Here is a 26231-nt window from a genome sequence, read left to right as displayed (position 1 = left end):
GGGGGCTCATGCGCATGCCAAGACCTCCAGGCAGCGGTGCCGGTGCACGTGGCCCTGGTCGGGTGGCACGGTGGCCGTGCCCACCCGCAGCCCGTAGCGCAGCCCTGCGGTGTCGGCCTGTAGCACCCAGGCGCACAGGCGAGCGCGCCGTGCCTCGGGGTCACGGTGTCCACAGTCGCTCTCGTTCAGCCACAGCGGTCCCTCGGCGGTTGGGGTCGAGTCGCTGCGCACGGGCCACTGGCTCGGTTCGTCCGGATGTTGGGCGGCTTTGCGCCACAGAATGCGGCACGGTGCATCCCCGTCGCGGTAGGGGCGCACCTCCTGCCCATCCGCATCGGCGCCCCGTCCGTGGCACGACCCCTCGACGCTGGCCGGCGCCGGGGGCGGCAGCGCCGGCGCGTGGGTTTCGGGCGCGGGCGCCACCAGCACGGTGGCGGTGGGACGCCACACACTCCACACGCGCACGATGCCCAGCGGGTAGCGGGTTTCGATCAGCAAGGGTGGCAAGGGCCAGCGCCCACGCCTTGGCGGTGTCCAAGGCATGGCCACGGACACCGGCTCGGCGCCGGCGATGTCGGCCCAGGCTGGGCGCGCCTCGGCCTCATCGAGCCAGCGCAGGGTCAGCGCCCAGCGTGGGCGTTTGTCGTTGCCGTCCAGTTCCACGCTGGTCAGCGCGGCTTGGCCGGCGAACACGATGTCGGGCACACGCGCGCGCAGGCGTGCGCCGGCGAGGTTGGCATGCGCCGTCCATACGCTGGCCGCCGCGGCCCCCGCCAGCGCGAACGTCAGCGCGTATCCCAGGTTGAGCTGGTAATTGATGCTGCCCACCAGCAGCAAGCCCAGCACCACGGCCAGCATCCAGCCGGACCGCGTGGGCCAGACGTAGAGGTTGTTCAGCGTCAGGGTGTGCTGGTCGGTGCGTGGTTGGCGCTGCAGCCACGCCTGCCACGCGCGTTGCCACAGGCGACGGATGCGCGGGGTGTTCATGCGGCGCGGGCGGGGGCGAGCTGTACCAGCAGCGCGCGCAAAGCGTCGGCGGCGTCGCCGCCGGCGGGGGGCAGCGGCTGCAGGCGGTGTGCGGCCACGGGCACCAGGATGGCGTACAGATCATCGGGCGCGACGTAGGTGCGGCCGGCCACCAGCGCGTGGGCCTGGGCGGCGCGCAGCAGGGCCAGCCCGGCGCGCGGACTCAGGCCGTGCACGAAGAGGCGACCGTCGCGCGTAGCGGCCAGCAAGCGCTGCAATTCGTCGAGCAGCGCGTCGCTGACGGCAACCGCTTGCGCCGCCGCTTGCAGGGCTTGCAGCCCCGCCGCATCGGTCACCGAGGGCAGGCGCTGCAGCAGCACGCGCCGGTCTTCGCCGCGCAGCAGCGCGCGCTCGGCGCCGGGGTTCGGGTAGCCCAGCGACAGCCGCATCAAAAACCGATCCAGTTGCGACTCGGGCAAGGGCTGGGTGCCGCGTTGTTCGAAGGGATTTTGGGTGGCGATGACGATGAAGGGCTGCGGCAGCGCATGGGTGACCCCATCGACGCTGACCTGGCGTTCTTCCATCGCTTCGAGCAAGGCGCTTTGCGTGCGCGGGCTGGCGCGGTTGATTTCGTCGGCCAGCAGCACGTGCGTGAACAGCGGCCCGGGGTGGAAGACGAAACGCTGCTGGGCGCGGTCGTAGAGGGAGGCGCCGATGAGGTCGCTGGGCATGAGGTCGGAGGTGAACTGCACGCGCGCAAAGCGCAGCCCGAACACGCGCGCCAGGGCCTGCGCCAGCGTGGTTTTGCCCACACCCGGCAGGTCCTCGATCAGCAGGTGGCCACCCGCCAGCAGAGCAGCCAGTGCATGGCGCAGCGCCGTGTCTTGACCGACGATGACCGTGGTAAGCTGATGCAGCAAGGCGGCGATGAGGGATCGGGGTTCAGTCATACCCGTCACGATACCGGAAAGTCGCCAGCCGCATCAGCCCATTGCGCACGAGCCATGAAACCCACCGGCTATTTCACCCATCCAGCCTGCCTGCGACACGACATGGGAGCGGCTCACCCGGAATGCCCACAGCGGCTGGGTGCCATCGAAGACCGGCTGCTGATCACCGGCGTGCTCGATGCGCTGCAGCAGCGCACCGCCACACCCGCGTCCACCGCCGAGTTGGAACTGGCCCACGACCGCCTGCACATCGCCGCCATCCGGGGTTTGAGCGAGGAGTTGCGTGAAGCCGTGACGGCGGGCGGCCCCAGCCATTTGGCGGTGGACCCCGACACGGCGCTCAACGCGCATACGTGGGAGGCGGCACTGGCCGCAGCGGGCGCAGCCATCGATGCCACCGAGGCGGTGGTGGCAGGCGAATTGGCCAATGCCTTCTGTGCGGTGCGCCCGCCGGGACATCATGCGACCCGTGACCGCGCCATGGGGTTTTGTTTTTTCAACAACGTGGCGGTGGCGGCCAAGTACGCGCTGCAGCGCCTGGGGCTGGAGCGGGTGGCGATCATCGATTTCGATGTCCACCACGGCAATGGCACCGAGGACATCGTTGCGGGCGACGCCCGCATCCTGATGTGCAGCTTCTACCAGCACCCCTACTACCCCGAGTGGAACCACCGCAGCGATGACAACCTGGTCAATGTGCCGGTGCCGGCCTACACGCGTGGCCTGGACATCCGTGACATCGTCGAGACGATGTGGATGCCGCGCTTGCAGGCGCATCGCCCGCAGCTGTTGCTCATCAGCGCCGGCTTCGATGCCCACCGCGAGGATGACTTGGGCCAGCTGGGCCTGGTCGAGCAGGATTATGTGTGGATCACCCAGCGCTTGATGGAGGTGGCGCATCGTCACGCCAAAGGGCGCATCGTCAGCGTGCTCGAAGGCGGTTACAACCTCAGCGCGCTGGCGCGCAGCGTCGAGGCCCACGTGCGCACGCTGGCCGAGATCTAAGCACGCTGGCGGCGCGCACGGGCTGGCCCTCTATCTATTGCGCCCGTGCGTTTCTCCGCCGCCGAGCAAACGCGCCGCGTTTTGTGCACCGCCGTGACGAACGAAAGGAGACCATCTGCGATGAGCGAGACCCCGATTCTGCTGCACCAGCGCGATGCGCGCGGGGTGCACACGCTGACACTCAATCAGCCCCGGTCGTTCAATGTGTTGAGTGAGGCGATGCTGGCCGCTTTAGCCGAGCGACTGCAGGCGGTGGCCGCCGACGACGGCGCCCGGGTGCTGGTGATCGCTGCCGCTGGCAAGGCTTTTTGCGCCGGGCACGATTTGAAGGAGATGCGCGCCCACCCGCAGCTCGACTACTACCAGCAGCTGTTTGCGCGCTGCTCGCGCCTGATGCTGGATATTCAACGTTTGCCGGTGCCGGTGATTGCCCGCGTGCAGGGGGTGGCGACGGCGGCGGGCTGTCAACTGGTGGCGCAGTGCGATTTGGCGGTGGCGGCGCAAGAGGCGCGCTTCGGCGTCAACGGCATCGACGTCGGGCTGTTTTGCGCCACACCCAGCGTACCGTTGGTGCGCAATGTGCCGACCAAGGTGGCGATGGAGATGTTGCTCACCGGTGAATTTCTGAGTGCGGAGGATGCGCGTGCGCGCGGCCTGGTCAACCGCGTGGTGCCAGCCGATGCCCTGGACGCCGAGGTCGAGCGGCTGGTGACGGCGATCCTGGCCAAGCCGCGCGAAGCCATCGCGCTGGGCAAGGCAGTCTTCTACCAGCACCGCGAAACCGGCATTGAGGCGGCCTACCAACTCGCTGGTCAAACCATGGCGTGCAACATGGTCCACCCGGTGGCGCAAGAAGGGGTGCAGGCGTTCATCGAAAAACGTGCACCAGCGTGGCGCGCGGGAGTATGAGCGCATGAGCCGTGCGACCGCTCCCGTTCCCATCGATGATTTGGGCGCCTGGCTGCTCGGGTTCACGCAGCCGGGGGCGTTGATCGAACTGGCCGTGCTGGCCCTGTGCGTTGCGCTGGCGTGGGGCAGCGTCAAAGGTTTACAGCGCGCCTTCAACCCCGATGCCGAGCGCTCGATTTGGTTCGGGCGGCGTGGTATCGATGGGGTGCTGTTTCCGTTGTTGTTGCTGGTGCTGGCCTACGGTGCACGGGCCCTGACCACGCTGTGGGTGCCGCTGGCCGTGTGGCGGGTGGCGATTCCGGCGCTGCTGGCGCTGGTGGCCATCCGTGTTGGTGTCAAGGTACTGGAAGTCGCCTTTCATGGCGCCGCGTGGTTGCGGCCGGTGGAGCGCACCGTCTCCTGGATGGCCTGGTTGGCCGCGGTAGCCTGGATCACTGGCTTGCTGCCCGTGGTGCTGGCCGAGCTGGACCAAATCACCTGGAAGCTCGGCGGCACAACCCTGTCCGTGCGCACTCTGATCGAGGGGCTGCTCAGCGCGGGCGCGGTGCTCATCGTGGCGTTGTGGATTTCGTCGGCGATCGAAGCGCGGCTGCTGCGCGATGCCAGCGGGGAGTCGTTGTCGCTGCGCAAGGCGGCCAGCAACGCCGCGCGCGCGCTGCTGCTGTTCGTCGGCCTGATGTTGGCACTGTCGGCGGTGGGCATCGACCTGACCGCGCTGTCGGTGTTGGGCGGCGCCATTGGCGTGGGCATCGGCTTTGGCTTGCAAAAGCTCGCCGCCAACTACGTCAGCGGTTTCGTCATCCTGACCGAGCGCAGTATGCGCATCGGTGATATGGTGCGGCTGGACACCTTCGAGGGTGTGGTGGCCGACATCAAGGCGCGCTATACCGTCATTCGCGCCGTCAGCGGGCGTGAGTCCATCGTGCCCAACGAGATGTTGATCACCCAGCGGGTGGAAAATCTGTCGCTGTCGGACCCGCGTGTGTGGCAGTCCACCGTCGTCAGTGTGGCCTACGACAGCGACATCGACCTGGTGCAACGCTTGTTGTTGCAGGCGGCGCTGGAGCAGCCGCGCGTGCTGCGTGAGCCGCCGCCGATGGCCGCGCTGTCCGCCTTTGGCGCCGATGGCTTGGAGTTCACCCTGGGCTACTGGATCGCCGACCCCGAAAACGGGCAGCTCGGTCTGCGCTCAGCCATCAATCTGCGCATCCTGACCTTGTTCCGCGAGCACGGGGTCGAGATTCCCTACCCGCAGCGGGTGCTGCATGTGCGCGCGGCGGCGGGCGAAAGCGGCGTGCAGACGCCGGCGGCCTCAGCAGGCGCCGGGTCATGAGCGGCGGCACCGCGCCGAGGGTCCTCGGTCGCCAGCGCAGGCGGCCGGTGGCAGCACCCTTGTGGTCGTCGCCACACTTGCCTATAATGCACAAAAAACGAACGATCGTTCGTTTTTTGGCGGAGCCCGTCCCCCGTATATCTGGCGCTGCCGACTACAATCGATCCCGATTGACGTTGACGTAAACGTCAATTTGGCGTGATTCGCCTCACCACCCACAGGAGTCAGCATGAAGATTCTCGTCCCCGTCAAGCGCGTGGTTGACTACAACGTGAAGGTCCGCGTCAAGGCCGATGGCAGCGGTGTGGACATTGCCAACGTCAAGATGAGCATGAACCCGTTCGACGAGATTGCCGTCGAGGAGGCGGTGCGCCTGAAGGAAAAAGGGGTGGCCAGCGAGATCGTGGCGGTGTCCTGCGGCGTGACGCAGTGCCAGGAGACGCTGCGCACCGCGATGGCCATCGGGGCCGATCGCGCCATCCTGGTCGAAACGGATGAGGAGCTGCAGCCGCTGGCGGTGGCCAAGCTGCTCAAAGCGCTGGTGGAGAAAGAAGCGCCGCAACTGGTCATCCTGGGCAAGCAGGCTATCGACGATGACGCCAACCAGACGGGCCAGATGCTGGCGGCGTTGCTGGATTGGCCGCAGGCGACCTTTGCGTCCAAAGTCGAGGTCCAGGGTGACGCGGTCGAGGTGACGCGCGAAGTCGACGGTGGCCTGGAGACGCTCAAGCTCACCCTGCCGGCCATCATCACCACCGACCTGCGGCTCAACGAGCCGCGCTACGTCACCCTGCCCAACATCATGAAGGCGAAGAAAAAGCCGCTGGACACCGTCAAGCCGGCTGACCTGGGGGTGGACGTGACGCCGCGCCTGAAAACGCTGAAGGTGGCCGAGCCGCCCAAGCGCAGCGCGGGCATCAAGGTGCCGGATGTGGCCACGCTGGTGGACAAGCTGAAGAACGAAGCCAAGGTGATTTGAGGAAAGGACACGCCGCCATGACCATTCTCGTCATTGCCGAACACGACCATGCCGCCCTCAAGGGCGCGACCCTGAATGCCCTGGGCGCGGCGCTGAAGTTGCAGGCCGCAGGCGCCGGCGATATCCATGTGCTGGTGGCGGGTCACGACGCCGCAGGTGCAGCGCAAGCCGCTGCGCAAGTGGCGGGTGTGGCCAAGGTGCTGCACGCCGACGGCCCGGCGCTGGCGCACGGCTTGGCCGAGAACGTGGCCGCGCAGGTACTGGCGCTGGCCACTGGCTACAGCCACATCCTGTTTCCTGCTACGGCCTGGGGGCGCAACATCGCCCCGCGGGTGGCCGCCAAGCTCGACGTCGCGCAGCTCAGCGACATCACGGCGGTGGTGGACGCGCACACCTTCGAGCGCCCGATCTACGCCGGCAACGCCATCGCCACGGTACAAAGCCGCGATGCGCAGCACGTCATCACGGTGCGTACCACGGCGTTCGACGCTGCGCCTGCGGGGGGCAGCGCAACCGTGGAGACGGTGCCGGCAGTGGCCGACAGTGGCAAGAGCGCCTTCGTCAAGAGCGAGCTGGCCAAGAGCGACCGTCCGGAGTTGACGGCGGCCAAGATCATCGTCTCCGGTGGCCGCGCCTTGGGCAGTGCCGAGCAGTTCAATGCCGTCATCACTCCGTTGGCGGACAAGCTCGGTGCTGCCATCGGTGCCAGCCGCGCCGCCGTCGATGCCGGCTACGCGCCCAACGACTGGCAGGTTGGCCAGACCGGCAAGATCGTCGCGCCGCAGCTGTACGTGGCGGTGGGCATCAGCGGCGCCATCCAGCATCTGGCCGGGATGAAGGACTCCAAGGTCATCGTTGCCATCAACAAAGACCCCGAGGCGCCCATTTTCAGCGTTGCCGACTACGGGCTGGAAGCCGACCTGTTCCAGGCCGTGCCCGAACTGGTCAAGGCGCTTTGAACCCGAAGTATCCGCCGAGGCATCCCTGGGGATGCCTTTTTTTGCCTGAGGAGACCCGATCATGACCTTCAAGGCCCCGGTCAAGGACATGCTGTTTGCGATGCAGCACTTGGCGCGTTTGGACCAAGTCGCGCAGCTGCCCGGCTTCGAAGAAGCCAACCTGGAGACGGCGCAAGCGGTGCTGCAAGAGTGCGCGCGCCTCAACGAAGAAGTGGTGGCGCCGCTGAACTGGGAGGGCGACAAGCAGCCCTCGTGGTGGCAGGACGGCAACGTCATCACCACGCCCGGCTTCAAGGAGGCGTTTCGCGAATACGCCGAAGGCGGCTGGCAAGGACTGCAGCACCCGGTGACGTTCGGCGGCCAAGGGCTGCCGAAGACGATCGGCGCGGCATGCACCGAAATCCTCAACGCGGCCAACCTCAGCTTCGCCCTGTGTCCGCTGTTGACCGACGGCGCCATCGAGGCCCTGCTGACCGCCGGCAGCGAAGCGCAAAAGCGCCTGTACATCCCGCCGATGATCGAAGGGCGCTGGACGGGTACCATGAACCTGACCGAGCCGCAAGCCGGTTCGGACCTGTCGCTGGTGCGCACGCGCGCCGAGCCGCAGCCAGACGGGTCTTACAAGCTCTTCGGCACCAAGATCTTCATCACCTATGGCGAGCACGATATGGCGGAAAATATCGTGCACTTGGTGTTGGCGCGGGTGACGGGGGCGCCGGAGGGCGTCAAGGGCATCAGCCTATTCATCGTACCGAAGTTTCTCGTCAATCCCGACGGCAGTCTGGGCGCGCGCAACGACGTGCGCTGCGTCAGCATCGAGCACAAGCTGGGCATCAAGGCCAGCCCGACGTGCGTATTGCAGTACGGCGACCAGGGCGGTGCCATCGGCTATCTGGTCGGCGAAGAAAACCGCGGCCTGGAGTACATGTTCATCATGATGAACGCCGCGCGTTACGCGGTGGGGCTGCAGGGCATCGCGCTGTCCGAGCGCGCCTACCAGAAAGCGGCGCAGTACGCGCGTGAGCGCGTGCAAAGCCGCCCGGTGGACGGCAGTGTGGCGGGGGCGGCCCCCATCATCCACCACCCGGACGTGCGCCGCATGCTGCTGACGATGCGCGCGCTCACCGAAGGTTGCCGTGCGATGGCGACGGTGGCTGCGGCCGCCTACGACGCGGCGCACCACCACCCGGACGCCGAGACCCGGCGCCAAAATCAGGCCTTTTATGAGTTTCTGGTGCCCTTGGTCAAGGGCTACAGCACCGAAGTCAGCCACGAGGTCACGAGCCTCGGGGTGCAGGTGCACGGTGGGATGGGCTTCATCGAGGAAACCGGTGCTGCCCAGTACTACCGCGACGCCAAGATCCTGACCATCTACGAAGGCACCACCGCCATTCAAGCCAACGATTTGTTGGGACGCAAGACGGCGCGTGACGGCGGTGCGGTGGCGCGCGCCATCGCCCAACAGATTGCCGCCACCGAAGCCGAGCTGGCCGGCGACGGCAGCGCCGATGCGCTGGCAGTGCTGGTGCGCTTGCAGGCGGCGCGCCAGGCGTTTGAGGAGGTGGTGGGCTTCATGGTGGCGCACGCCAAGAGCGATCCGGTGGCGGCGTACGCGGGCAGCGTGCCCTATCTGATGCTGGCCGGCAACCTGGTGGCGGGCTGGCAGATGGCGCGGGCACTGCTGGCGGCGCGGCGTGCACTGGCGGCGGGCGAGGACGCTGCCTTCATGCGGGCCAAGATCGCGACGGCGCGCTTCTATGCCGACCACATCCTGACGCGCTGCGCCGGCTGGCGCGACAGCATCGTCGGCGGCCACGCCGCGGTGGCCGCCATGGCGCTGGAGGCGTACTGAGCACCGCCACGGCGGCGGCGGCGGGTCGGTGAGTGGCGCCTCGATGCGTCGCCGCGCGCTGCGCGGCGACGCCGCAGCGTTCGTGTCACCGATCCGTTTCCGTACCCTCTGCGCTTTTGCCAACCCATCCCTTCGAGGCTTCGCCCATGTCCCGCTTGCCCCCCGTGTTGCAGCGCGTGCCGTTTCCTGTGATCGGCTCGCCGCTGTTCATCATCAGCAACCCCAAGCTCGTCATCGAGCAGTGCAAGGCCGGCATCGTCGGCGCGATGCCGGCGCTCAACGCCCGTCCGGCGTCGCAGCTGGACGAATGGCTGGCCGAGATCACCGAGGCCCTGGCCGCGCACGATCGCGCGCACCCCGAGCAGCCGGCGGCGCCGTTTGCCATCAACCAGATCGTGCACAAGAGCAACGATCGCTTGGAGCATGACATGGCCTTGTGCGCCAAGTACAAGGTGCCCATCGTCATCACCAGCCTGGGCGCGCGCGAGGATGTCAACCAGGCCGTGCACGGCTGGGGCGGGGTGGTGCTGCACGATGTCATCAACAATACCTTTGCGCGCAAGGCCGTCGAGAAGGGTGCCGATGGCCTGATCGCAGTGGCGGCGGGCGCCGGCGGGCACGCGGGCACCAAGAGCCCGTTTGCGCTGGTGCAAGAAATCCGCCAGTGGTTCGACGGGCCGCTGGCGCTGTCGGGGTCGATGGCCACTGGTGGCGCCGTTTTGGCGGCGCAGGCCATGGGGGCCGATTTCGCCTACATCGGCTCGCTGTTCATCGCCACCGACGAGGCCCGTGCCAGCGACGCCTACAAGCAGTGCATCGTCGAGTGCACGTCGGACGACATCGTCTACACCAACCTATTCACGGGCGTGCATGGCAACTACCTCAAGCCCTCGATTCGCGCGGCCGGACTCGACCCCGATCATCTGCCCGAGAGCGATCCGAGCAAGATGAACTTCCGCGAGGGCGCGGCCAAGGCGTGGAAGGACATCTGGGGCTGCGGTCAGGGCATCGGCGTGGTGGACGCCGTTCGCCCGGCGGCGCAGGTGATCGAGCGCCTCAAGCGCGAGTATTCCGAGGCGCGCGCACGCCTGTGCGCGTCGGCCTGAGGTTGCGGCCCGCGCCATCGCGCCACTGCGTCGGCGGGCACGAGCGCTGCATTCAAGCTGTCGCAACGGGGACTGGCGGCGGGGCGCTGCCCGGGCCACCCCAGGCCGAGCAGACGATATCCAGCACGGCCGGCAACGGGTCGTGCAGGGTATCGATCCAAATCACTTCCCGCTGCGGGATGGCGCGCAACCAGGTGAGCTGGCGCTTGGCCAGCTGCCGGGTGGCCGCGGCGCCGCGTGCCAGCAGCGCCGCGCGCTCGGACGCGTCGAGCGCGTCGCGACCGTGGGCGGCGGCGGCGTCCAGGGCCTCCCACGCTTGGCGGTAGCCGACGCAGCGCATCGAAGGCAGTCCCAGGTGCAGATCGCCGCGCGCGCGCAAGTGTTGCACCTCGTGCAGCAGGCCGCCGGCCAGCATGGCAGCGAAGCGCTCGTCGATGCGGCGGTACAGCCACGCGCGCTCGCGCGGCTCCAGTGACAGCAGCCGCCCCGGCAGACCGTCGATGCACAGCGCGCCGCGCTGGGCTGGGGCGTCTGGGGCCCAACGGCGCTGCAGCGCCGACAGCGGTTGCCCGGTGGCGCGCCAGACTTCCAGCGCACGTCCGATGCGCTGGGCGTCGGTGGGCGGCAGGCGTGCGGCGGTCAGCGGATCGACCCGGGCCAGCTCGGCGTGCAGGGCGGGCCAGCCGCGCGCGCGCGCTTCGGCTTCGATGGCGGCGCGCAGCGCCGGCTGGGCGGGGGGCAGTTCGTCGAGCCCATCGAACAGCGCTTTGAAGTAGAGCAGGGTGCCGCCCACCAACAGCGGCCAGCGTCCGCGCGCGCGAATCTCGGCCACCAGCCGGCGCGCATCGCGCACGAATTCGGCAGCGCTATACGCCTGCAGCGGGTCGCGGATGTCGATCAGGTGATGCGGCACGGCAGCGCGCTCGGCGGGGCTGGGTTTGGCGGTGCCGATGTCCATGCCGCGGTACACCAGGGCCGAATCGACGCTGATGATCTCCACTGGCCAGCGCTGCGCAATCGCCAGCGCGGCGGCCGTTTTGCCGCTGGCCGTGGGCCCGGTCAACGCCAGCCACGCGGCAGCCGGCGGCGGTGTGGCGGACGCGGCGGGCACGGTGGGGGGGACGCTCATGGGCCCGCGATTATGGCGTGCCGACGACCCGTGTGCTGGCGATCACCCGTGGTCTCAGGCCCGGCCGGCCGGGGTGGCCATTTGCGGTGATGGGCGCACTTCGCCGTGGCGTTGCACAAGCGTCCACGCCACGCCGGCGATGAGCACCGCCCAAAACCACAGCCCATTGGCCAGCGGATAGACGCCGGTTGCGCCATCCGGGGACATGCGTTGCCCCAGCCACAGGCCCATCAAAAAAGCCGTGACCATCATGATGAAGCCGGCCAGCGCCGAGGCCGCTCCGGCGGCGTGTGGGAACGGCGATACCGCGCCGCTTTGGCCACAGGGCTGATGCACGCCGTGCGCCAGGATGAACAGGTAGTACGGCCCCATGATGGCCCACACCGAGTGCCAACCCAACCAGGCGGCGATCCCGCACAGCGTGCCGCCGGTGAGCGTAAAGGCGGCAGCCAGTGCCACGGTGCGTCGCACCCCCAAGCGTGGTATCAGGCGTCGGCAGATGAAGGTGCCGGCGATGTAGACCGCCGACATCGAAAACATCAGCAGGCCGTATTGGGTTTTGCTGAGCCCCAGCACCGTGATGAAGACGAACGACGAGGTGGCCAAAAAGGTGAACAGCCCGCCATACGAGGCTGCGGCCAACAGGGCCCAGGCCCAAAAGGTGGGGTGGCGCGCGATGCCGGCCCAGATGCGCAGCATCTGGGCCGGTTGCAGGGCGTTCGGGTTGCGCTGCGGCAAGGTTTCGCGAAAGCGCAGCGCGACCAAGGCCAGGGTGGCGGCCGAAAAAACGGCCAGCACCGCCAGCGTGGCGCGCCAGCCGAAGTGGTCGGTGAGCCAGCCGCCCAGCGGCCCGCTGATGCAAGCAAAAATCCCCAGACCGCTCAAACCCTTGGACATCATGCGCGCGCCCTCAACCGGTGGGTAGAGGTCGCGCACGATGGCGCGTGCCCCCATGACTGCCGCGCCCATTGCCGCGCCCTGCAGGATGCGCCACACGATGAGCTGCTCGATGCTGGTGGCGACGGCGCTGCCCACCGCGGCTAGGGTGTAGGCGGCCAGCCCAGCCAGCAGCACCGGACGGCGGCCGTAGCGGTCCGATATCGGGCCCCAGACCAACTGCGCGCAGCCAAACGCCAGCAGCAAAGCGCTCAGCGTGGCCTGCGCTTGCGCCATGGGCGCACCCAAGGCCACGGTCAGCACCGGCAACGCTGGTAGATACAGATCGGTGGCCAGTGGCTGGATGCCGAGCAGCAAGGACAAAAAGACCACCACCCAGGCAGGCGGCATCGGGGCACGGTCGGCAAGGGTCATGGTTATCAATCGTAATCGATCGGACGGTCTCAACGTCCGCGCAAAAACAGGGCGTCCAGTTCCCGCAGCGTCAGTTGGCGCCAGGTCGGGCGCCCGTGGTTGCATTGGTCGCTGCGCTCGGTGGCCTCCATCTGGCGCAGCAGGGCGTCCATCTCGGGCAGGGTCAGGCGTCGGTGGGCGCGTACCGCGCCATGGCAGGCCATGGTGGCCAACAGTTCGTTGCGGGCGCGCTGCAGCACGTGCGCACCACCGTGTTGCTCCAGTTCGGCCAGCACCGCGCGCGCCAGCGCCACGGCGTCGGCGTGCGCCAGCACGCTGGGCACCGCGCGCACCGCCAGCGTCTGCGCCGACAGCGGCGTGATGTCCAGCCCCAGCCGCTGCAGCGTCTGCGCGCACTGTTCGGCGGTCGCCATCTCCAGCGGGGTGGCGGCGAAGGTGACGGGCAGCAACAAGGCCTGACTGGGCAGGGCGGAGTCGCCGTGGCCCAGCGCATCGAACTGCGCCTTGAGCCGCTCGTAGACGATGCGCTCGTGCGCTGCGTGCATATCCACGATCACCAGGCCATGGGCGTTTTGCGCCAGGATGTAGATACCGTGCAGTTGACCCAGGGCGCGCCCGAGCGGCCAGGGGCCATCCGCGGGGCTGTCGGTCGTCGCGGTGCGGCCCGCGGCACCGGATGGCGGCACGGCCACGGCGTTGCGGTCGGTGCCATCTGGCAAAACAGCCGGGGCCGTGTGCGCCTGCGGCGGAGCACCACCGGGGCCAAGGGGGGCGCTGTCCGCTGGGGGCGCTAGGTCAGCGTCGGCGTTGGCGGCGGGGTCACGCGATGCTTCGGGCGCACCGGTGTTCCATGGCAGGGGGGCGGTGCGATGGCTGGGGTCGGGCCAGCCGGCCCAGCGCGGCGGCGGTTCGCGCAGCGCGCGCTGCGGCGCCGCAGCGTGTTGGCGTGCCAAGGGCCCGGCAGCAAATGCGGCGGGGGTCGGTGGGGGCGCCGGCGTCGGCGCGGCCACCGCTTCCCACGGGGCGCTGCGTGCCGTCGTCGCGGCGGCGGTCACGCCGGTGCTGGCTTGCAGCGCGGTGCTGGCCTTGGCGTGTGTGACCCCGCTGCCCAGCGGGGATGGCGTGGGCTGGCGACTGCGCGGCGCTGCCAGCGCCGCTTCGACGGCCCGCTGTACGGCGTGGTGCACCGCCCCCGCGTCCCGAAAACGTACCTCGATTTTCGTCGGGTGGACGTTGACATCGACCGCGCGCGGCTCCAGCGTCAGAAACAGCGCGTAGGCGGGCTGGCGCTGGCCGTGCAACACGTCTTCGTAGGCGCTGCGCACGGCATGGGCAATGACCTTGTCGCGCACGAAGCGGCCGTTGACGTAGGTGAACTGGCGGTCGGTGCGGCTGCGCGCCGCCTCGGGCCGTCCGATGCGGCCGAGCAGTTGCAGCGGACCGGCCGTGGCCGACAGCGGCAGGCTCTCGGCGACGAAGTCGGCACCGATGGCGTCGGCAAGCCGTTGCTCCCAGGCCAGGTGCGGGTCCAGCGCGTCGGCGGCGCGCCAGAGCTGGATCAGCCGCCCTTCGTGCCAGACGGCGAAACTCACGTCCAGGCGTGCCAGCGCGTGGCGCCGCACCGCCTCCACGCAGTGTGCCAGTTCGGTGGCCGCGCTTTTCAAAAATTTGCGGCGCGCCGGTGTGGCGTAAAAGAGCTCGCGCACCTCGACGGTGGTGCCGGGCGGGCGCGCCGCCGGCTGTAGCTCGCCCGAGGGCGCGTGCAGGCGCCACGCATGTCCATCGGCGTCGTCGCTGGCGCGCGAAATCAGGGTGACGTCGGCGATGGAGGCGATCGCAGCCAGCGCCTCGCCCCGAAAACCCATCGTCTGCACCGCCTCCAGATCGGCCAAATCGGCGATTTTGCTGGTGGCGTGGCGCTGCAGAGCCAGGGGCAGCTCGGCGCGTGCCATGCCGCAGCCGTCGTCTTCCACGGCAATCAGGCGCACGCCGCCGCCGGCCAGGCGCACGGTGATGTGGCGCGCGCCCGCATCGAGCGCGTTATCGAGCAACTCGCGCACCACCGAGGCAGGACGCTCCACGACCTCACCGGCCGCGATTTGGCTGATCAGGTTATCGGGCAGTGGACGAATCGGTCGCCGGGGCGTGCTGGATCCGGCGATCGCAGGGGCCGCGCTGGGTGCATTCACGGCGGCATTATCGCCCCTGTCGATTCGGCCGGCCTCACGCGGCACGGCGGGTGCGCGCCAGCGGTGGGTTGCGTTCGAAATAACGGCGCACGGCGCGCGCCAGCGCATCGGCCAAGCGGGCTTGGTGGGCCGGATCGCGCAGGCGTCGTTCCTCGTCGGGGTTGCTGATGAAGGCTGTTTCCACCAGAACGCTCGGGATGTCGGGGGCGCGCAGCACCGCAAAGCCGGCTTGCTCGACGCGTGGTTTGTGCAGATTGCCCACGCGTTGCAGTTCGCGCAGCACGATATCGCCGACGCGCAGGCTGTCGTTGATTTGCGCCGTCATGCTCATGTCCAGCAAGGCGCGCTGAACGGTGGCGTCACGCACGGCCACCGGCAGGCCGCCGACGCGGTCGGCGTTGTTTTCGCGCTGGGCCAGCCAGCGCGCGGCAGCGCTGCTGGCACCGCGGTCGCTCAGCGCGTACACGCTGGCGCCGCGCGGCTGCGGGGTGAAGAAGGCGTCGGCGTGGATGCTAACGAGCAAATCGGCCTGCACCTGCCGGGCCTTTTGCACCCGCACGTGCAAAGGCACGAAGAAGTCGGCGTCGCGCGTCATGAATACCCGCACCGGGTTGCCATGGATGCGCGTTCCGTCGAGCCGCTGGCGCACCTGCTGCGCGATGGCCAGCACGATGTCCTTTTCCTGCGTGCCGTTGGGACCGATCGCGCCCGGGTCTTCGCCACCGTGTCCCGGGTCGAGCGCGACGATGATGAGGCGCTCGGTGCGATCGCGATCGCGCAGCGCCTGCGCGTTGGCGCGGTTCGAGATGGTGGATGTCGCCGGCAGCGTAGCCGATGACACAGACGGCGCAGCGGGCGCGGCAGCCGACGTGGAAGCGTCGGCGGGCGCGCTGACGCTGGCTGTGTGGCGGTCGATCCAGGCCGCGATCGGATCGTCGCCGCTGACCAGAGGCCGGGTGTCGTTGCCCGCTGCGGCGGCGCCGACGCCGGGCTGGTCGCGCTCGATATGACGCGCAATCAGCTCGGCCAGCGGATCGGGCGGCTCGGTCGGGTAGAGGTCGAGCACCAGCCGATGCTGGTATGCAGCAACGGGTTCGAGCTGAAACACCTGCGGGCTGATCGGCTGCTTGAGGTCGATCACCAGGCGCACCGTCTCGGGATTGAACAGACCCACCCGTACCCGAGCGACGAAGGGGTCGTCGGCCTGTACCCGTTGCACCAGCGCCTGCAGGCTCGGCAGCAGGTCCGCCCCCCGGATGTCGACCGCCAGCCGAGGCGGCTCGCTGACGTATACCGGCGTGGCCGACAGCGCGGTGTCGGACTCGATGGTCACGCGGGTGTAATCGCGCGCCGGCCACACGCGCACCCCAAGCACGCGGGCTGCCCAGGCAGTCAGGGGTGCCCCGAGCTCGGCCAGCGCGGCGGTGGCCAGCCAGTACAGCGCCCGGCGGCGCGTGGATGAGTGGGACGCAGTCATGTCGCGTTGCGGCGGGATATCGGAGCGGGCATGGCGCGCAGCAACGCTGCGCCGAGCGGGCTGAAAGCGCGCAAGTCGAGGCGGCGAGCGGCTTCGGCATCGCCGTCGGCGTCGGCCCCCAACGCGATGTCGAGATCGGGCAGAGGCAGCATGCCGCGGGCGCGCTCAGGCCATTCGACCAACTTGAGCCCGGGGCGGGCGAACAGTTCCCGCAAGCCGGCGTCTTCCCACTCGCGCGGGTCGCCAAAACGGTACAGGTCCGCATGCCACGCGGCCCATGGCTGCCGTTGCGCACCCAGGGTCAGCGAGTAGGGTTCCACCAGCGCATAGGTGGGGCTTTTGATGCGCCCCGTCACGCCCAGCGCGCGCAGTAGGTGGCGCACAAAGGTGGTCTTGCCGGCGCCCAGGTCGCCGCGCAGGGTCAACAGCGCGTCGGCCAGTGCCACATCGGCGTGCAGTGCCGCTGCCAGCGCCTGCGCGACGGCGGCGGTGTCGCCTTCGTCATGGGCGCGCCATTCGAGGTGTGCCAGCGGCTCGGGCGCGATGTGGGGCTCGGTCATGCGTGGGTGCGGGTGTGGTTCGTACAATCCAATCTATGCAAGCCTGCACGCGCCCTGAGTCCGCGGCGACGGCCAACGCCGACGCGGTGGCGCATCATCCCGACGTGCGCGAGGGCGCGGCGTTGCTGCAGCACATTCGGCAGTGGGCGCGCGCGCTTGGATTTTCCCAGATTGGCGTGGCCGACGTGGACCTGTCCAGTGCCGAGCCGGCGCTGCAGGCGTGGCTGCAGGCGGGCTTTCACGGCGACATGGACTATATGGCGCGTCATGGGATGCGGCGTGCCCGGCCCGCCGAGCTGGTGCCGGGCACGCTCAGCGTCATCACCGCGCGCCTGGATTATTTGCCGCGCGATGCGCCGCCCGATTGGCGCGCCCGCGAGTGGGCACGCGTGGCCGACCCCGATGCGGCCGTGGTGTCGCTGTATGCGCGCGGGCGCGACTACCACAAGGTATTGCGGCAGCGACTGCAGCGGCTGGCTGATCGGATCGAAGCGGCGTTGACGGAGGCGGGGAGTCCGCCGCCGCGCCAGCGCCCCTTCACCGACTCCGCCCCGGTGTGGGAAACCGAGCTGGCCGCGCGCAGCGGACTGGGTTGGCGCGGCCGCCACACCCTGGTGTTGCACCGCGCGGCCGGGTCGCTGTTTTTCCTCGGTGAAATCTTCATCGACCGCTGGCTGCCGCGTACGGCGGCCACGTCGGCGCACTGCGGGCAGTGTCGCGCCTGTCTCGACATTTGTCCGACCCAGGCCATCGTGGCGCCGTATCGGCTCGATGCGCGCCGCTGCATCTCGTACTTGACGATCGAACACCCAGGCCCGATCCCCGAGCCGCTGCGCCCGGCGCTGGGCAACCGTATTTACGGCTGTGACGATTGTCAGCTGATTTGCCCGTGGAACAAATACGCCCAACGCAGCACGCTGCCCGACTTCGATGAGCGCGCCCCCTTCCAGGCCCCCCGCCTGCTGACCCTATGGGCGTGGAGCGAAGCGGCGTTTTTGCACCACACCGAGGGCAGCGCGATCCGCCGCATCGGCTACCTGCGCTGGCGGCGCAACCTGGCCGTGGCTTTGGGCAATGCGCGCCGCGCGGCCCGCATGCGGGGCGACGCGGACACCGCCGCCGCCATCGCGGTGGCCTTGCAGGCCGTCTGGGATGATGCCGCCACGCCTGCCCTGGTGCGCGAACACATCGCCTGGGCGCTGGCGCAGTGATCGACGAGCCGCCGTCTCTGCGCTGCGGCTGCGCCGCCGGACCGACTAACATCACACCATGACTGCACCCCACGCCGAACCGCCCGCACCGACGCTCAAACCATGGCGAGGCTGGCTCGACGCCTGGGCGCATTGGGGTACGCTGGTGCTCGTGACCGGGCGGCTGCTCGCCTGGGCCTGCCTGCCGTCGAGTTACCGGGGCCGCTACTGGTCGGCCTTGGCTGAACAGCTGGTGGCCGCGTCGCTGCCCACGGTGGGTTGGTACGCGGTGTTGTCGGCGCTGTTTGGGCAGATGCTCATCCGCATCGTTGTCGTCACCGCCCTCAGCTACGGACTCACACCCTATGCCGTAGAGATGGTGGTGCGGGTGCTGGTGCTGGAGCTGATACCGCTGACCGCGGCATTGTTCGTTTTGCTGCGCGTCACGCTCGGGCACGGTCAGGCCTTGCGGCAGTTGCGCGCCAGCGGTGCGTTCGACGCGGCGATGCGGGCGGGGGAAGATCCATTGCGCCTGTATGTGCTGCCGCGCATGCTGGGCGCGGTCTTCGCGACCCTGCTGTTAGTGTTGGTCAGTGCGGCGTTGGCGCTGGTATTGGCGTATCTGAATCTCTATGGCTTGACGCCGTGGGCGTTGGCCGGGTACACGCGAGCCGTCGGACAGATCTTCGACCCGGCGGTGACATTGGTCTTCGTTCTGAAGACCTTGGGTTGTGCGCTGGCGGTGGCCGTGGTGCCGCAGGCCGGCGCCTTCGAGCGCACGCCGGTGGGTGAAGTGCGCGTACTGGTGCGCACGGCCGCCGTGTTGCTCGTCGTCGAGTTGCTGTCGCTGATCGGCAACTATTATTGAGGCTTGCGCGCTGCCATCGAGGTCTTTGCGTCGCTCACACCGCCCATGCCTGAACCTGTCCACGCCGCATCCGAACCGGCTGCCGAGTCTTCGGCGGTCGCCCCGCCGGTGGCAACGGCCATCGAACGTCGCGCCCGCTGGTTGCTGGCCCTGCTGGGGCTACTGCTGGTGGCATCGGCGGGCTATCTGTTGTATGCGCGTGGGGTATTCGAACCCACGCAGACCTTGGTGCTGATCGCCGACGACGCCGAAGGCGTCTCAGTGGGTATGGATCTGACGTTTTCGGGCTTTCCCATCGGGCGCGTGCGGCGCATCGAGCTCGGCGGCGATGGGTACGCGCGCATCGTGGTGGACGTTGCACGGCGCGACGCTCATTGGCTGCGTGAAGGCAGTGTATTCACGATGGAGCGGGGTTTGGTGGGCGGCACCCGGTTGCGCGCTTTCACCGGCGTGCTCGAAGGGCCGCTGCTGCCCGACGGCGCCGAGCGCACGGTGTTGCGTGGTGACGCTTTGGCCGATTTGCCGCGCATCGTCAATACGGCACGCGAATTGCTGGAGCAGCTCAAAGCGCTGACCAGCGACAGCGCCCCGCTGGCGCAAGCGCTGGGCGAGCTGCGGCAGTTGCTGGCCAGTGCCAACGGTCCGCAAGGCGCCTTGGGGGCCCTTCTGGGGTCGGGTGGCGATCGCGCGCGCGTGACGCAGACCTTGCAGGCCACGCGGGCGTTGTTGGCGGACTTGCAGGCCGTCACGCGGCAAACCCAGCGCTTGCTGCAGCGCACCGAAGAGCGGGTGCTCGGCAGCGGTGGCGTGGCCGACGATGTGCAGGCAACGCTGCAGGAGGTGCGGCAGCGCCTCATCGAAGCCCGCGCGACACTGCAGCGCGTCGATGCGCTGCTGGGTGAGGCGCACGGTATTGCCGTGCAGGTGCGCGGTGCCAGCCAGGACCTGGATGCGCTGCGCGCCGAAGTCGAGGCCACACTGCGCCGCGTCGATGGCTTGATAGGGGACGTGCAGCGACGCTGGCCGTTTGCGCGCGACACGGAGGTGAGGCTGCCATGAGGGGGCGCGCACGTCGATGGCTGCTGGGCGTGTGGACGCTGGCGCTGGCCGGTTGCGCCGCGACGCCCGTGCCGGCATGGCGTCTGGAGCTGCGCCAAGCGGTCGAGCAAGCCACCGCGGCGGCGCTCGAAGGGCAGCAGCGGGCGGCGCAGCATCAGTGGCGTCGGGCACAGACGGTTGCCGCCGCTACGGGCCAAGCCGACGTGCTGGCGCGCGTTGCGCTGCTGCGCTGCGCGGTCGATCAGGCGGCCTTGGTGTGGCACGGCTGCCCGCAGGCGGCCCCCTACCTGACGGATGCCAGCGCGGCGGAACATGCCTACGCCGCCTACCTGGGCGCCGTCCCCGCCCCCACCGAACCGGCCCAGGTGCAAGCGACGCTGGCGCAGCTGCCGGCGGCGCAGCGGCCGTTGGCCCAGGCGCTGTGGGCGGCCTCGGGTGCCGAGGCTCCCCTGACCCCACAGCTGCGTGCCATCGACGATCCGCTGGCACGCCTGGTTGCCGGTGGCGTGGCCTGGCGCGCCGGGCGGCTCGACGCGGCGGGCGTCGCCGTGCTGGTGGAGACCGCCTCCGAGCAGGGGTGGCGTCGGCCGCTGGCGGCGTGGCTTGCGGTGCAGGCCGAGCTGGCCGAGCGACAGGGGGCACAGACCGAAGCGGCCGCCGCGCGCCGTCGGCTCGAGTGGGTGTTGCAGACCGAAGTTCGCGCGTCCCAGGGCGCCGCCGCGCCGGCGCCACAATGATCGGACGCCCTCGGGTGGGCGTGGGCGGTCCTTCGCCCCTTTCAGGCACAATGCGGCCTGTGCCCCATTGGGTACCCCCGGTTATGGCGGGGTGGTACGAGCGCGTGACGGCATCATCACCAGGGCAGCGCGCGTTTTTTGTTTTTGGAGCCCATCTTTATATGAAAGCCAAGTTTCCTCTATACAAGCGCGCCGCGGGGCGGCACGAACATCGCGCGGGTGGCGAGTCTGCGAGCGGCAGCGTCGTGGCCTTGGTCGATGAACGGTATCTGTTGTGGCTGGCCGGGCAAGTCAGTGGCGCAAAAGTCGGTGCCTTGCAGCGCGGCGCGCTCAACCCGATACTGGCGTATTTGGCGCGTGTGGCCGGCGCCGATGCCCCGTTGTTGCGCACCCTGTTGTTCACCGACACCAGCGTGGTCGAACTCCACGACGATGTGGTGCCGCGGCTGGTGCCGGCGCACGCCAGTGATGGCGGGCTCGCGCTGGTGCGTGCGCTCGGCCACGACCTGGTGCAGCTGGCACGTCACGGGTGCGCCTGGCTGCTGGTGGCTAGCGATGACGAACGCCTCATCCCCTACGTGGACGAGGCACAGGCGCGCGGTGCCCGCGTGGTACTGGTGGCCGACGATGCAGTGCACGATTTCGCCCGTCTGGCCGCCGATGATCCTAGCTGGGCGCGCCTGCTGATGCAGGCCGACCGTCGTGTGGCGGTGCCGGCGCATGGCTGGCAGGCGCTGATCACCCCGGGTCTGGCGTTTCACGCCGCGCGTGCCGAGGAAGCCGATCCCGACGGCGAGGATGTGCCGCAGCGCCCATCCGTGCCCGAGCCCGATGAGGCGTGGCGCGCACAGGTGGCGCGTATTATCAACGCCTGGTGGGAGGAGGCGCCAGCGGATGAACGCGAGTCGCTGGCGCAGACCATGCGCGCCCAGCAGGGCATACCACCAGAGGCCGACCGCCGCATTTTGATGCAAGTGCGGCGCGAGCTCGGGCGCAATCTGAATTTTCCGGAAAAGCGCCTGATGCGCGAGATGGTGCGCGCCACCGTGCTGGGGCCCGAAGCAGTCGCCACCGGCGAAGCGGCGCTGCAGGCCGAGGTCGCTGCTGGCGACTGACCGCTGCGCGATGCCTGCGCCGGAATCCACCGCGCCCGATACGCCCCCGAGCCTGGGGCAGGCGTTGGCGGCGTGGTTCGCCACTGCGCCCGGGCGCTACCTGCTGCGCTGGGAGGAGCGTGCGTTCGCCGAGGCCGTCGCCGACGCCTTTGGCTACCATGCCTTGCAGCTCGGTCTGCCGCAGCTCGATGCGCTGGCGGCCAACCGCATGCCGCACCGCTGGCTGGCCTTGCCCGAACCCCCCGACGAAGGATGGGCCGTGGGGGCAGCGGTCGAAGCGCCGGCGGGCGCGGCAGAGGCAGCGGCGCGCGACGGCGGCCGTTCCGCGACGGGGGCAGCGCACATCGACCTCATCACCCACGCTGCGGCCCTGCCATTTCCGGCCGACAGCCTCGACCTCGTGCTGCTGCCGCACACCTTGGAACTCAGCGCCGACCCCCATGCCGTGCTGCGCGAGGTGGCGCGGGTGCTGGTGCCCAATGGTCGCGTGGTCATCGCCGGCCTCAACCCGGCGAGCTGGTGGGGATGGCGCCAGTACCGCGCACACGCCTGTGCCCGGCTGGGGCTGGGCCACACGCGTTGGGCGCGCCTGTACCTGCCCGAAGCCGGTGCCTTCATTGGCCCGTGGCGCTTGCGCGACTGGCTGCGCCTGCTCAGCTTCGAGGTCGAGTACGTCACCTACGGCTGCTATCGGCCGGCGGTGCGCACCGAGCGCTGGCTGCAACGCTTCGAATGGATGGACCGTTGGGGGGCACGCTGGTGGACCCCACTGGGCGCAGTCTATTTCATCCGTGCCGTCAAACGCGTGCGTGGACTGCACCTGCTCGGCCCGGCGTGGCGCCCGCTGCGCGCGTCGGCTGCGCCGGCGGTCGTGACGCGGCGAGACGGCGACTTCCACACCACCGCATGACCGAAGTCACCATATATACCGACGGCGCCTGCAAAGGCAACCCGGGCCCCGGTGGCTGGGGGGCCGTCTTGCGCGCCGGCAGCGCCGAGCGCGAGCTCTACGGCGGCGAGCTCCAGACCACCAACAACCGCATGGAGCTGCGCGCCGTCATCGAGGCGCTGGCTGCCTTGAAGCGGCCCTGCCACGTACACCTGTACCTGGACAGCGAGTATGTGCGCAAGGGCATCACCGAATGGCTGCCGAACTGGAAGGCGCGGGGTTGGCGCACGGCCGACAAAAAGCCCGTGAAAAACGCCGATCTCTGGCGCCAGCTCGATGAGCTGGTGCACCTACGCGGACACCACATCGACTGGCATTGGGTGCGGGGGCACACCGGCCACCCGGGCAATGAGCGCGCCGACGCGCTGGCCAACCGCGGGGTCGAGCAGGTGCGCGGGGCCGCCCTGCCCAGGTGAATCAGGTCCGGTGTGCCGCGCCCGGCCACGCTGCGCAAGACCCAGGTGCGGTTTTTCTCGCGGTGCGTGCCGACTGCCCAGGATGCCATCGTGGGTGCTCGGTCCACCGGCGTGCCTGGGTGCGGCTACTTTACACGCCGGAAACACAAAGCGGATACAGTTGATGACCCAGAACTCGAAAGGCGGGGGATGGCACGACGACGGATGGTAAGTGGCGTGGCCGCAGCGGCACTGGTGGCGGCAGCAGCACTGGCGTGGTGGTGGCAGCGTGCGGCGCCAGTGGGGGTGGCGCGCGGTCCGGCGGCGGCTGCACCAGCGCCTGGCGCCGATGCCGGCACACCAGCAGCACGCGCGGACAGTACCGGCACGGGTGGCTCCGCGGCGCCGGGCAGCGGCGGACGCGGCCCCGGCGGGCCGGGGGCAGCGGTGGCGGTGGAGGTGCAGCCGGTGCAGCTGGGTCCGTTGGTCGAGGAAGCGCAGGCGGTGGGCACGTTGCGTGCGCGCCAAAGCGTGGTTCTGCGGCCCGAAATCGCCGCTCGCGTGGTGGCCATCGGATTTGCCGATGGCGCGCGGGTGCGTCGCGGCCAGCTGCTGTTTCAGCTCGACGACGCCTTGCCGCGCGCCGAACTGGCCCAAGCCGAGGCGCAGCTGGCCGTGCAGCAGGCCAATCTGCGACGCACCGAGGAGCTGGTGGCGCAAGGGTTCGTTGCCCAGCGCACGCTGGATGAAGCGCGCGCTGCGGTCGCCGTCGCGCAGGCGCAAGTCGAGCTGGCGCGCGCCCGACTGCAGCGCACGCGGTTGACCGCTCCGTTCGACGGCGTCGCTGGTATCCGTCGGGTCGATGCGGGCGAGTACGTCAGAGACGGGGCCGAACTGGTACGCTTGGACGACCTGGGTGAGCTGCTGTTGGATTTTCGCTTGCCCGAGCGCTTGCAAGCGCGCGTGCAGCCTGGGCAAATGGTGCGGGTGCGCGTGGACGGCTGGCCCGAACGCGAACTGAGCGCCCGCGTGCAGGCCATCGATCCGGTCATCGACCCGGACGGGCGAGCGCTGGCGGTGCGGGCGCGGCTGCTGTCGCCCCCCGCGTCCCTCAAGCCAGGCATGTTCGCGCGCGTGACCGTGGAGCTGGCGCGCGTCGAGCAGGCCATTCGTGTGCCCGAGGAAGCCGTGGTGCCGCAAGGACAGCAGTTTTGGGTGTGGCGACTCGATCCGGCGGCGGCGACGCCGCAGGCGCAGCGTGTGGCGGTGCAGCTGGGGCTGCGCCGCGACGGATGGGTGCAGGTCACGCACGGCCTGCAGCCGGGCGACCGGGTGGTGGTGGCCGGCCACCAGCGCTTGCAGCGCGACGGCAGCGCGGTGCGCATCGTCGAGCCCCAGCGCTCGGGCAGCGGTGCGCCGCCCGCGGCATCGGCGGTGGACGGCAGCGGCAGGCGTCCCAACAACCCATGAACACGCAGGTGTGCCGATGCAGTTGCCCGAAATCGCCATTCGCCGCCCGGTATTTGCCACCGTGCTGTCGCTGCTGATCGTGTTGATCGGCGCCGTCTCGTTTCAGAATCTGTCGGTGCGCGAGTACCCCAAGATCGACGAGCCGGTAGTCACCGTCACCACGCGCTTGGGTGGCGCCTCCTCGGAAGTGATCGAATCCACCGTCACCAAGCCGCTGGAGGATTCGCTGGCCGGCATCGAGGGGGTGGACGTCATTACCTCGATCAGCCGACCGGAGCAAAGCCAGATTACGGTGCGGTTCCGCTTGGAGCGAGATCCCGATGCCGCCGCCGCCGAAGTACGCGACAAAGTGGCACGCGTGCGCGGCCGCCTGCCGCAGAGCGTGGACGAGCCGGTGGTGGCCAAGGTCGAGGCCGACGCCTTCCCCGTCATCTGGATCGCGCTGTCCTCGGATCGCTACTCCGCCTTGGCGTTGTCGGACCTGGCCAACCGCATCGCCAAACCCGTGCTGCAAACCGCCACCGGGGTGGCCGAGGTGCGCGTCTACGGCGAGCGGCGCTTTGCCATGCGCCTGCGCCCGGACCCTGACCGCCTGGCCGCCTACGGCCTGACGGTGCAGGACCTGGAAGATGCGCTACGCCGCGCCAACTTGGAAGTGCCCGCCGGCCGGGTCGAGAGCCGCATGCGCGAATTCAACGTCACCGCCGCCACCGATCTGCGCAGCGCCGCGGCGTTTGCCGACGTGGTCATCCGCACGGTGGGCGGTTTGCCGATCCGGGTCGGCGACGTGGCCGAAGTGCAGGAAACGGCCGCCGACGAACGCACCCGGGTGCGCCTCAACGGCCGCGAGACGGTGTCATTGGGCGTGATCCGGCAGGCCACGGCCAACCCGCTGGAGCTGTCGGCCAGCGTGCGCGAGCTGCTGGCCAAGGTGCAAACCGATCTGCCGGATGGTATCGACGTCCAGGTGGCCAACGACAACTCGGTTTTCATCGACCGCTCCATCCGCGCCGTGTACCAAACTATCCTGGAGGCGGTGGTGCTGGTGACCCTGGTCATCGTGCTGTTCCTGCGCACCGCGCGCGCCTCGCTCATTCCGCTGGTCACGATTCCGGTCAGCCTCATCGGCGCGTTTGCGTTGTTGGCGCTGGCCGGGTTTTCCACCAACACGCTGACCTTGCTGGCACTGGTGCTGGCCATCGGCATGGTCGTGGACGACGCCATCGTCGTGCTGGAAAACATCCACCGCCACATCGAGGCCGGTATGACCCCGTTGGCCGCTGCCATTCGCGGCAGCCGCGAAATTGCTTTTGCGGTGGTGGCGATGACGCTGACGCTGGCGGCGGTGTACGCACCGCTGGCCTTCACACCGGGGCGCACCGGGCGGCTGTTTGCCGAGTTTGCGCTGGCGCTGGCCGGGGCGGTGCTGGTGTCGGGCTTCGTGGCGCTGACCCTGTCGCCGATGATGTGCGCCCACCTGCTGCCGCGCCACGAGCGGCGCGGCCGCTTCGACCGCCGGGTGGAGGGCGGCCTGCAGCGCCTGACGGCGGGCTATGCCCGCGCGCTGGATACCGCTTTGCGCCGACGCTGGCTAGTTGTGAGCCGTCAAGAGGTTGTTCCGAAGAACTGGAAGCCGTGACATAGGCGGGACGCGGCCTATGCCGTGGTGCGGGCGATGCCAGTTGTAGTGGTGCTGCCAGCTGTGAAGCGCTTGGCGCCGCTG

At 69.3% G+C, this 26231-nt stretch carries 24 protein-coding genes; 16 read left to right on the top strand and 8 right to left on the bottom strand.

Annotated features, from left to right (window positions below; translation table 11 throughout):
- Positions 1 to 6: 6 nt before the first annotated feature.
- Together Tchar_RS11300 and Tchar_RS11295 are read right to left on the bottom strand one after the other, a co-directional pair.
- Positions 7 to 987 carry a DUF58 domain-containing protein gene (locus tag Tchar_RS11300; protein ID WP_144329114.1) on the bottom strand — a complete coding sequence of 327 codons (981 nt, stop codon included), beginning with the start codon at positions 985 to 987 and terminating at the stop codon, positions 7 to 9.
- The gene (locus tag Tchar_RS11295; RefSeq protein ID WP_144329113.1) at positions 984 to 1916 is read right to left on the bottom strand and encodes an AAA family ATPase; all 933 of its coding nucleotides are present in this window, start codon (positions 1914 to 1916) and stop codon (positions 984 to 986) included. Before Tchar_RS11295 ends, Tchar_RS11300 begins: the two co-directional genes overlap by 4 nt.
- A 54-nt stretch (positions 1917 to 1970) precedes the next feature.
- Here Tchar_RS11295 and Tchar_RS11290 point away from each other — a divergent pair, with 54 nt between their 5' ends.
- From Tchar_RS11290 to Tchar_RS11260, 7 genes are all read left to right on the top strand, one after another.
- A complete protein-coding gene (locus Tchar_RS11290) occupies positions 1971 to 2921 on the top strand; it encodes a histone deacetylase family protein (RefSeq protein WP_144329112.1) in 951 nt (316 codons plus the stop codon).
- A 120-nt stretch (positions 2922 to 3041) separates the two neighbouring features.
- On the top strand, positions 3042 to 3830 hold the full coding sequence (locus Tchar_RS11285) for an enoyl-CoA hydratase (RefSeq protein WP_144329111.1): 789 nt from the start codon (positions 3042 to 3044) through the stop codon (positions 3828 to 3830).
- Between the two features lie 4 nt (positions 3831 to 3834).
- Entirely contained in the window at positions 3835 to 5163 is a 1329-nt protein-coding gene (locus Tchar_RS11280; protein WP_144329110.1) for a mechanosensitive ion channel family protein, read from the top strand.
- Positions 5164 to 5392: 229 nt separating this feature from the next.
- On the top strand, positions 5393 to 6142 hold the full coding sequence (locus tag Tchar_RS11275) for an electron transfer flavoprotein subunit beta/FixA family protein (protein WP_144329109.1): 750 nt from the start codon (positions 5393 to 5395) through the stop codon (positions 6140 to 6142).
- 17 nt (positions 6143 to 6159) lie between these two features.
- A complete protein-coding gene (locus Tchar_RS11270) occupies positions 6160 to 7101 on the top strand; it encodes an electron transfer flavoprotein subunit alpha/FixB family protein (protein WP_144329108.1) in 942 nt (313 codons plus the stop codon).
- Positions 7102 to 7162: 61 nt separating this feature from the next.
- Positions 7163 to 8953, top strand: a complete 1791-nt coding sequence (locus tag Tchar_RS11265) for an acyl-CoA dehydrogenase (RefSeq protein WP_144329107.1) — start codon at positions 7163 to 7165, stop codon at positions 8951 to 8953.
- Between the two features lie 146 nt (positions 8954 to 9099).
- A complete protein-coding gene (locus Tchar_RS11260) occupies positions 9100 to 10059 on the top strand; it encodes an NAD(P)H-dependent flavin oxidoreductase (RefSeq protein ID WP_144329106.1) in 960 nt (319 codons plus the stop codon).
- A gap of 52 nt (positions 10060 to 10111) precedes the next feature.
- On the opposite strand, the gene miaA is transcribed toward Tchar_RS11260, so the two are convergent.
- Genes miaA through tsaE form a run of 5 tightly spaced genes read right to left on the bottom strand, consistent with a single transcriptional unit; the run spans position 10112 to position 16725 of the window.
- Positions 10112 to 11188, bottom strand: coding sequence for a tRNA (adenosine(37)-N6)-dimethylallyltransferase MiaA (gene miaA / locus Tchar_RS11255; RefSeq protein ID WP_144329105.1), 1077 nt, complete (start codon positions 11186 to 11188; stop codon positions 10112 to 10114).
- A gap of 54 nt (positions 11189 to 11242) precedes the next feature.
- Positions 11243 to 12499, bottom strand: coding sequence for a multidrug effflux MFS transporter (locus Tchar_RS11250; RefSeq protein WP_201739360.1), 1257 nt, complete (start codon positions 12497 to 12499; stop codon positions 11243 to 11245).
- Positions 12500 to 12528: 29 nt separating this feature from the next.
- Positions 12529 to 14688 (bottom strand): DNA mismatch repair endonuclease MutL, encoded by a 2160-nt coding sequence (mutL, locus tag Tchar_RS11245; RefSeq protein WP_236640443.1) that lies wholly within the window; start codon positions 14686 to 14688, stop codon positions 12529 to 12531.
- 34 nt (positions 14689 to 14722) lie between these two features.
- Positions 14723 to 16165: an N-acetylmuramoyl-L-alanine amidase gene (locus Tchar_RS11240; RefSeq protein WP_144329103.1), complete on the bottom strand. Its 1443-nt coding sequence runs from the start codon at positions 16163 to 16165 to the stop codon at positions 14723 to 14725.
- A complete protein-coding gene (gene tsaE, locus Tchar_RS11235) occupies positions 16162 to 16725 on the bottom strand; it encodes a tRNA (adenosine(37)-N6)-threonylcarbamoyltransferase complex ATPase subunit type 1 TsaE (RefSeq protein WP_144329102.1) in 564 nt (187 codons plus the stop codon). Before tsaE ends, Tchar_RS11240 begins: the two co-directional genes overlap by 4 nt.
- Before the next feature lie 134 nt (positions 16726 to 16859).
- Between tsaE and queG the strand changes: the two genes are divergently transcribed.
- From queG to Tchar_RS11190, 9 genes are all read left to right on the top strand, one after another.
- On the top strand, positions 16860 to 17936 hold the full coding sequence (gene queG, locus Tchar_RS11230) for a tRNA epoxyqueuosine(34) reductase QueG (RefSeq protein ID WP_236640444.1): 1077 nt from the start codon (positions 16860 to 16862) through the stop codon (positions 17934 to 17936).
- A 58-nt stretch (positions 17937 to 17994) separates the two neighbouring features.
- Positions 17995 to 18783 (top strand): MlaE family ABC transporter permease, encoded by a 789-nt coding sequence (locus tag Tchar_RS11225; protein WP_144329100.1) that lies wholly within the window; start codon positions 17995 to 17997, stop codon positions 18781 to 18783.
- A 45-nt stretch (positions 18784 to 18828) separates the two neighbouring features.
- Positions 18829 to 19842 carry an MlaD family protein gene (locus Tchar_RS11220; protein ID WP_144329099.1) on the top strand — a complete coding sequence of 338 codons (1014 nt, stop codon included), beginning with the start codon at positions 18829 to 18831 and terminating at the stop codon, positions 19840 to 19842.
- On the top strand, positions 19839 to 20579 hold the full coding sequence (locus Tchar_RS11215) for a hypothetical protein (RefSeq protein WP_144329098.1): 741 nt from the start codon (positions 19839 to 19841) through the stop codon (positions 20577 to 20579). The genes Tchar_RS11220 and Tchar_RS11215 overlap by 4 nt, the downstream gene beginning before the upstream one ends.
- 161 nt (positions 20580 to 20740) lie before the next feature.
- On the top strand, positions 20741 to 21694 hold the full coding sequence (locus Tchar_RS11210; protein ID WP_144329097.1) for a hypothetical protein: 954 nt from the start codon (positions 20741 to 20743) through the stop codon (positions 21692 to 21694).
- Between the two features lie 10 nt (positions 21695 to 21704).
- Positions 21705 to 22604 (top strand): class I SAM-dependent methyltransferase, encoded by a 900-nt coding sequence (locus Tchar_RS11205; protein ID WP_408033589.1) that lies wholly within the window; start codon positions 21705 to 21707, stop codon positions 22602 to 22604.
- Positions 22601 to 23059, top strand: coding sequence for a ribonuclease HI (gene rnhA, locus Tchar_RS11200; protein WP_144329096.1), 459 nt, complete (start codon positions 22601 to 22603; stop codon positions 23057 to 23059). Before Tchar_RS11205 ends, rnhA begins: the two co-directional genes overlap by 4 nt.
- 216 nt (positions 23060 to 23275) lie before the next feature.
- Positions 23276 to 24508 (top strand): efflux RND transporter periplasmic adaptor subunit, encoded by a 1233-nt coding sequence (locus tag Tchar_RS11195; protein ID WP_161595510.1) that lies wholly within the window; start codon positions 23276 to 23278, stop codon positions 24506 to 24508.
- A gap of 16 nt (positions 24509 to 24524) precedes the next feature.
- On the top strand, positions 24525 to 26147 hold the full coding sequence (locus tag Tchar_RS11190) for an efflux RND transporter permease subunit (protein ID WP_144329094.1): 1623 nt from the start codon (positions 24525 to 24527) through the stop codon (positions 26145 to 26147).
- Here Tchar_RS11190 and Tchar_RS11185 read toward each other — a convergent pair.
- The coding region (locus Tchar_RS11185) for an integrase core domain-containing protein (RefSeq protein WP_144329093.1) at positions 26100 to 26231 on the bottom strand (132 nt) is incomplete at its 5' end. The two genes, Tchar_RS11190 and Tchar_RS11185, sit on opposite strands and share 48 nt — an antisense overlap.

The organism is Tepidimonas charontis, from assembly GCF_007556685.1.
Lineage (GTDB): Bacteria > Pseudomonadota > Gammaproteobacteria > Burkholderiales > Burkholderiaceae_C > Tepidimonas > Tepidimonas charontis.
This window is presented reverse-complemented; position numbering and strand designations above follow the sequence as displayed.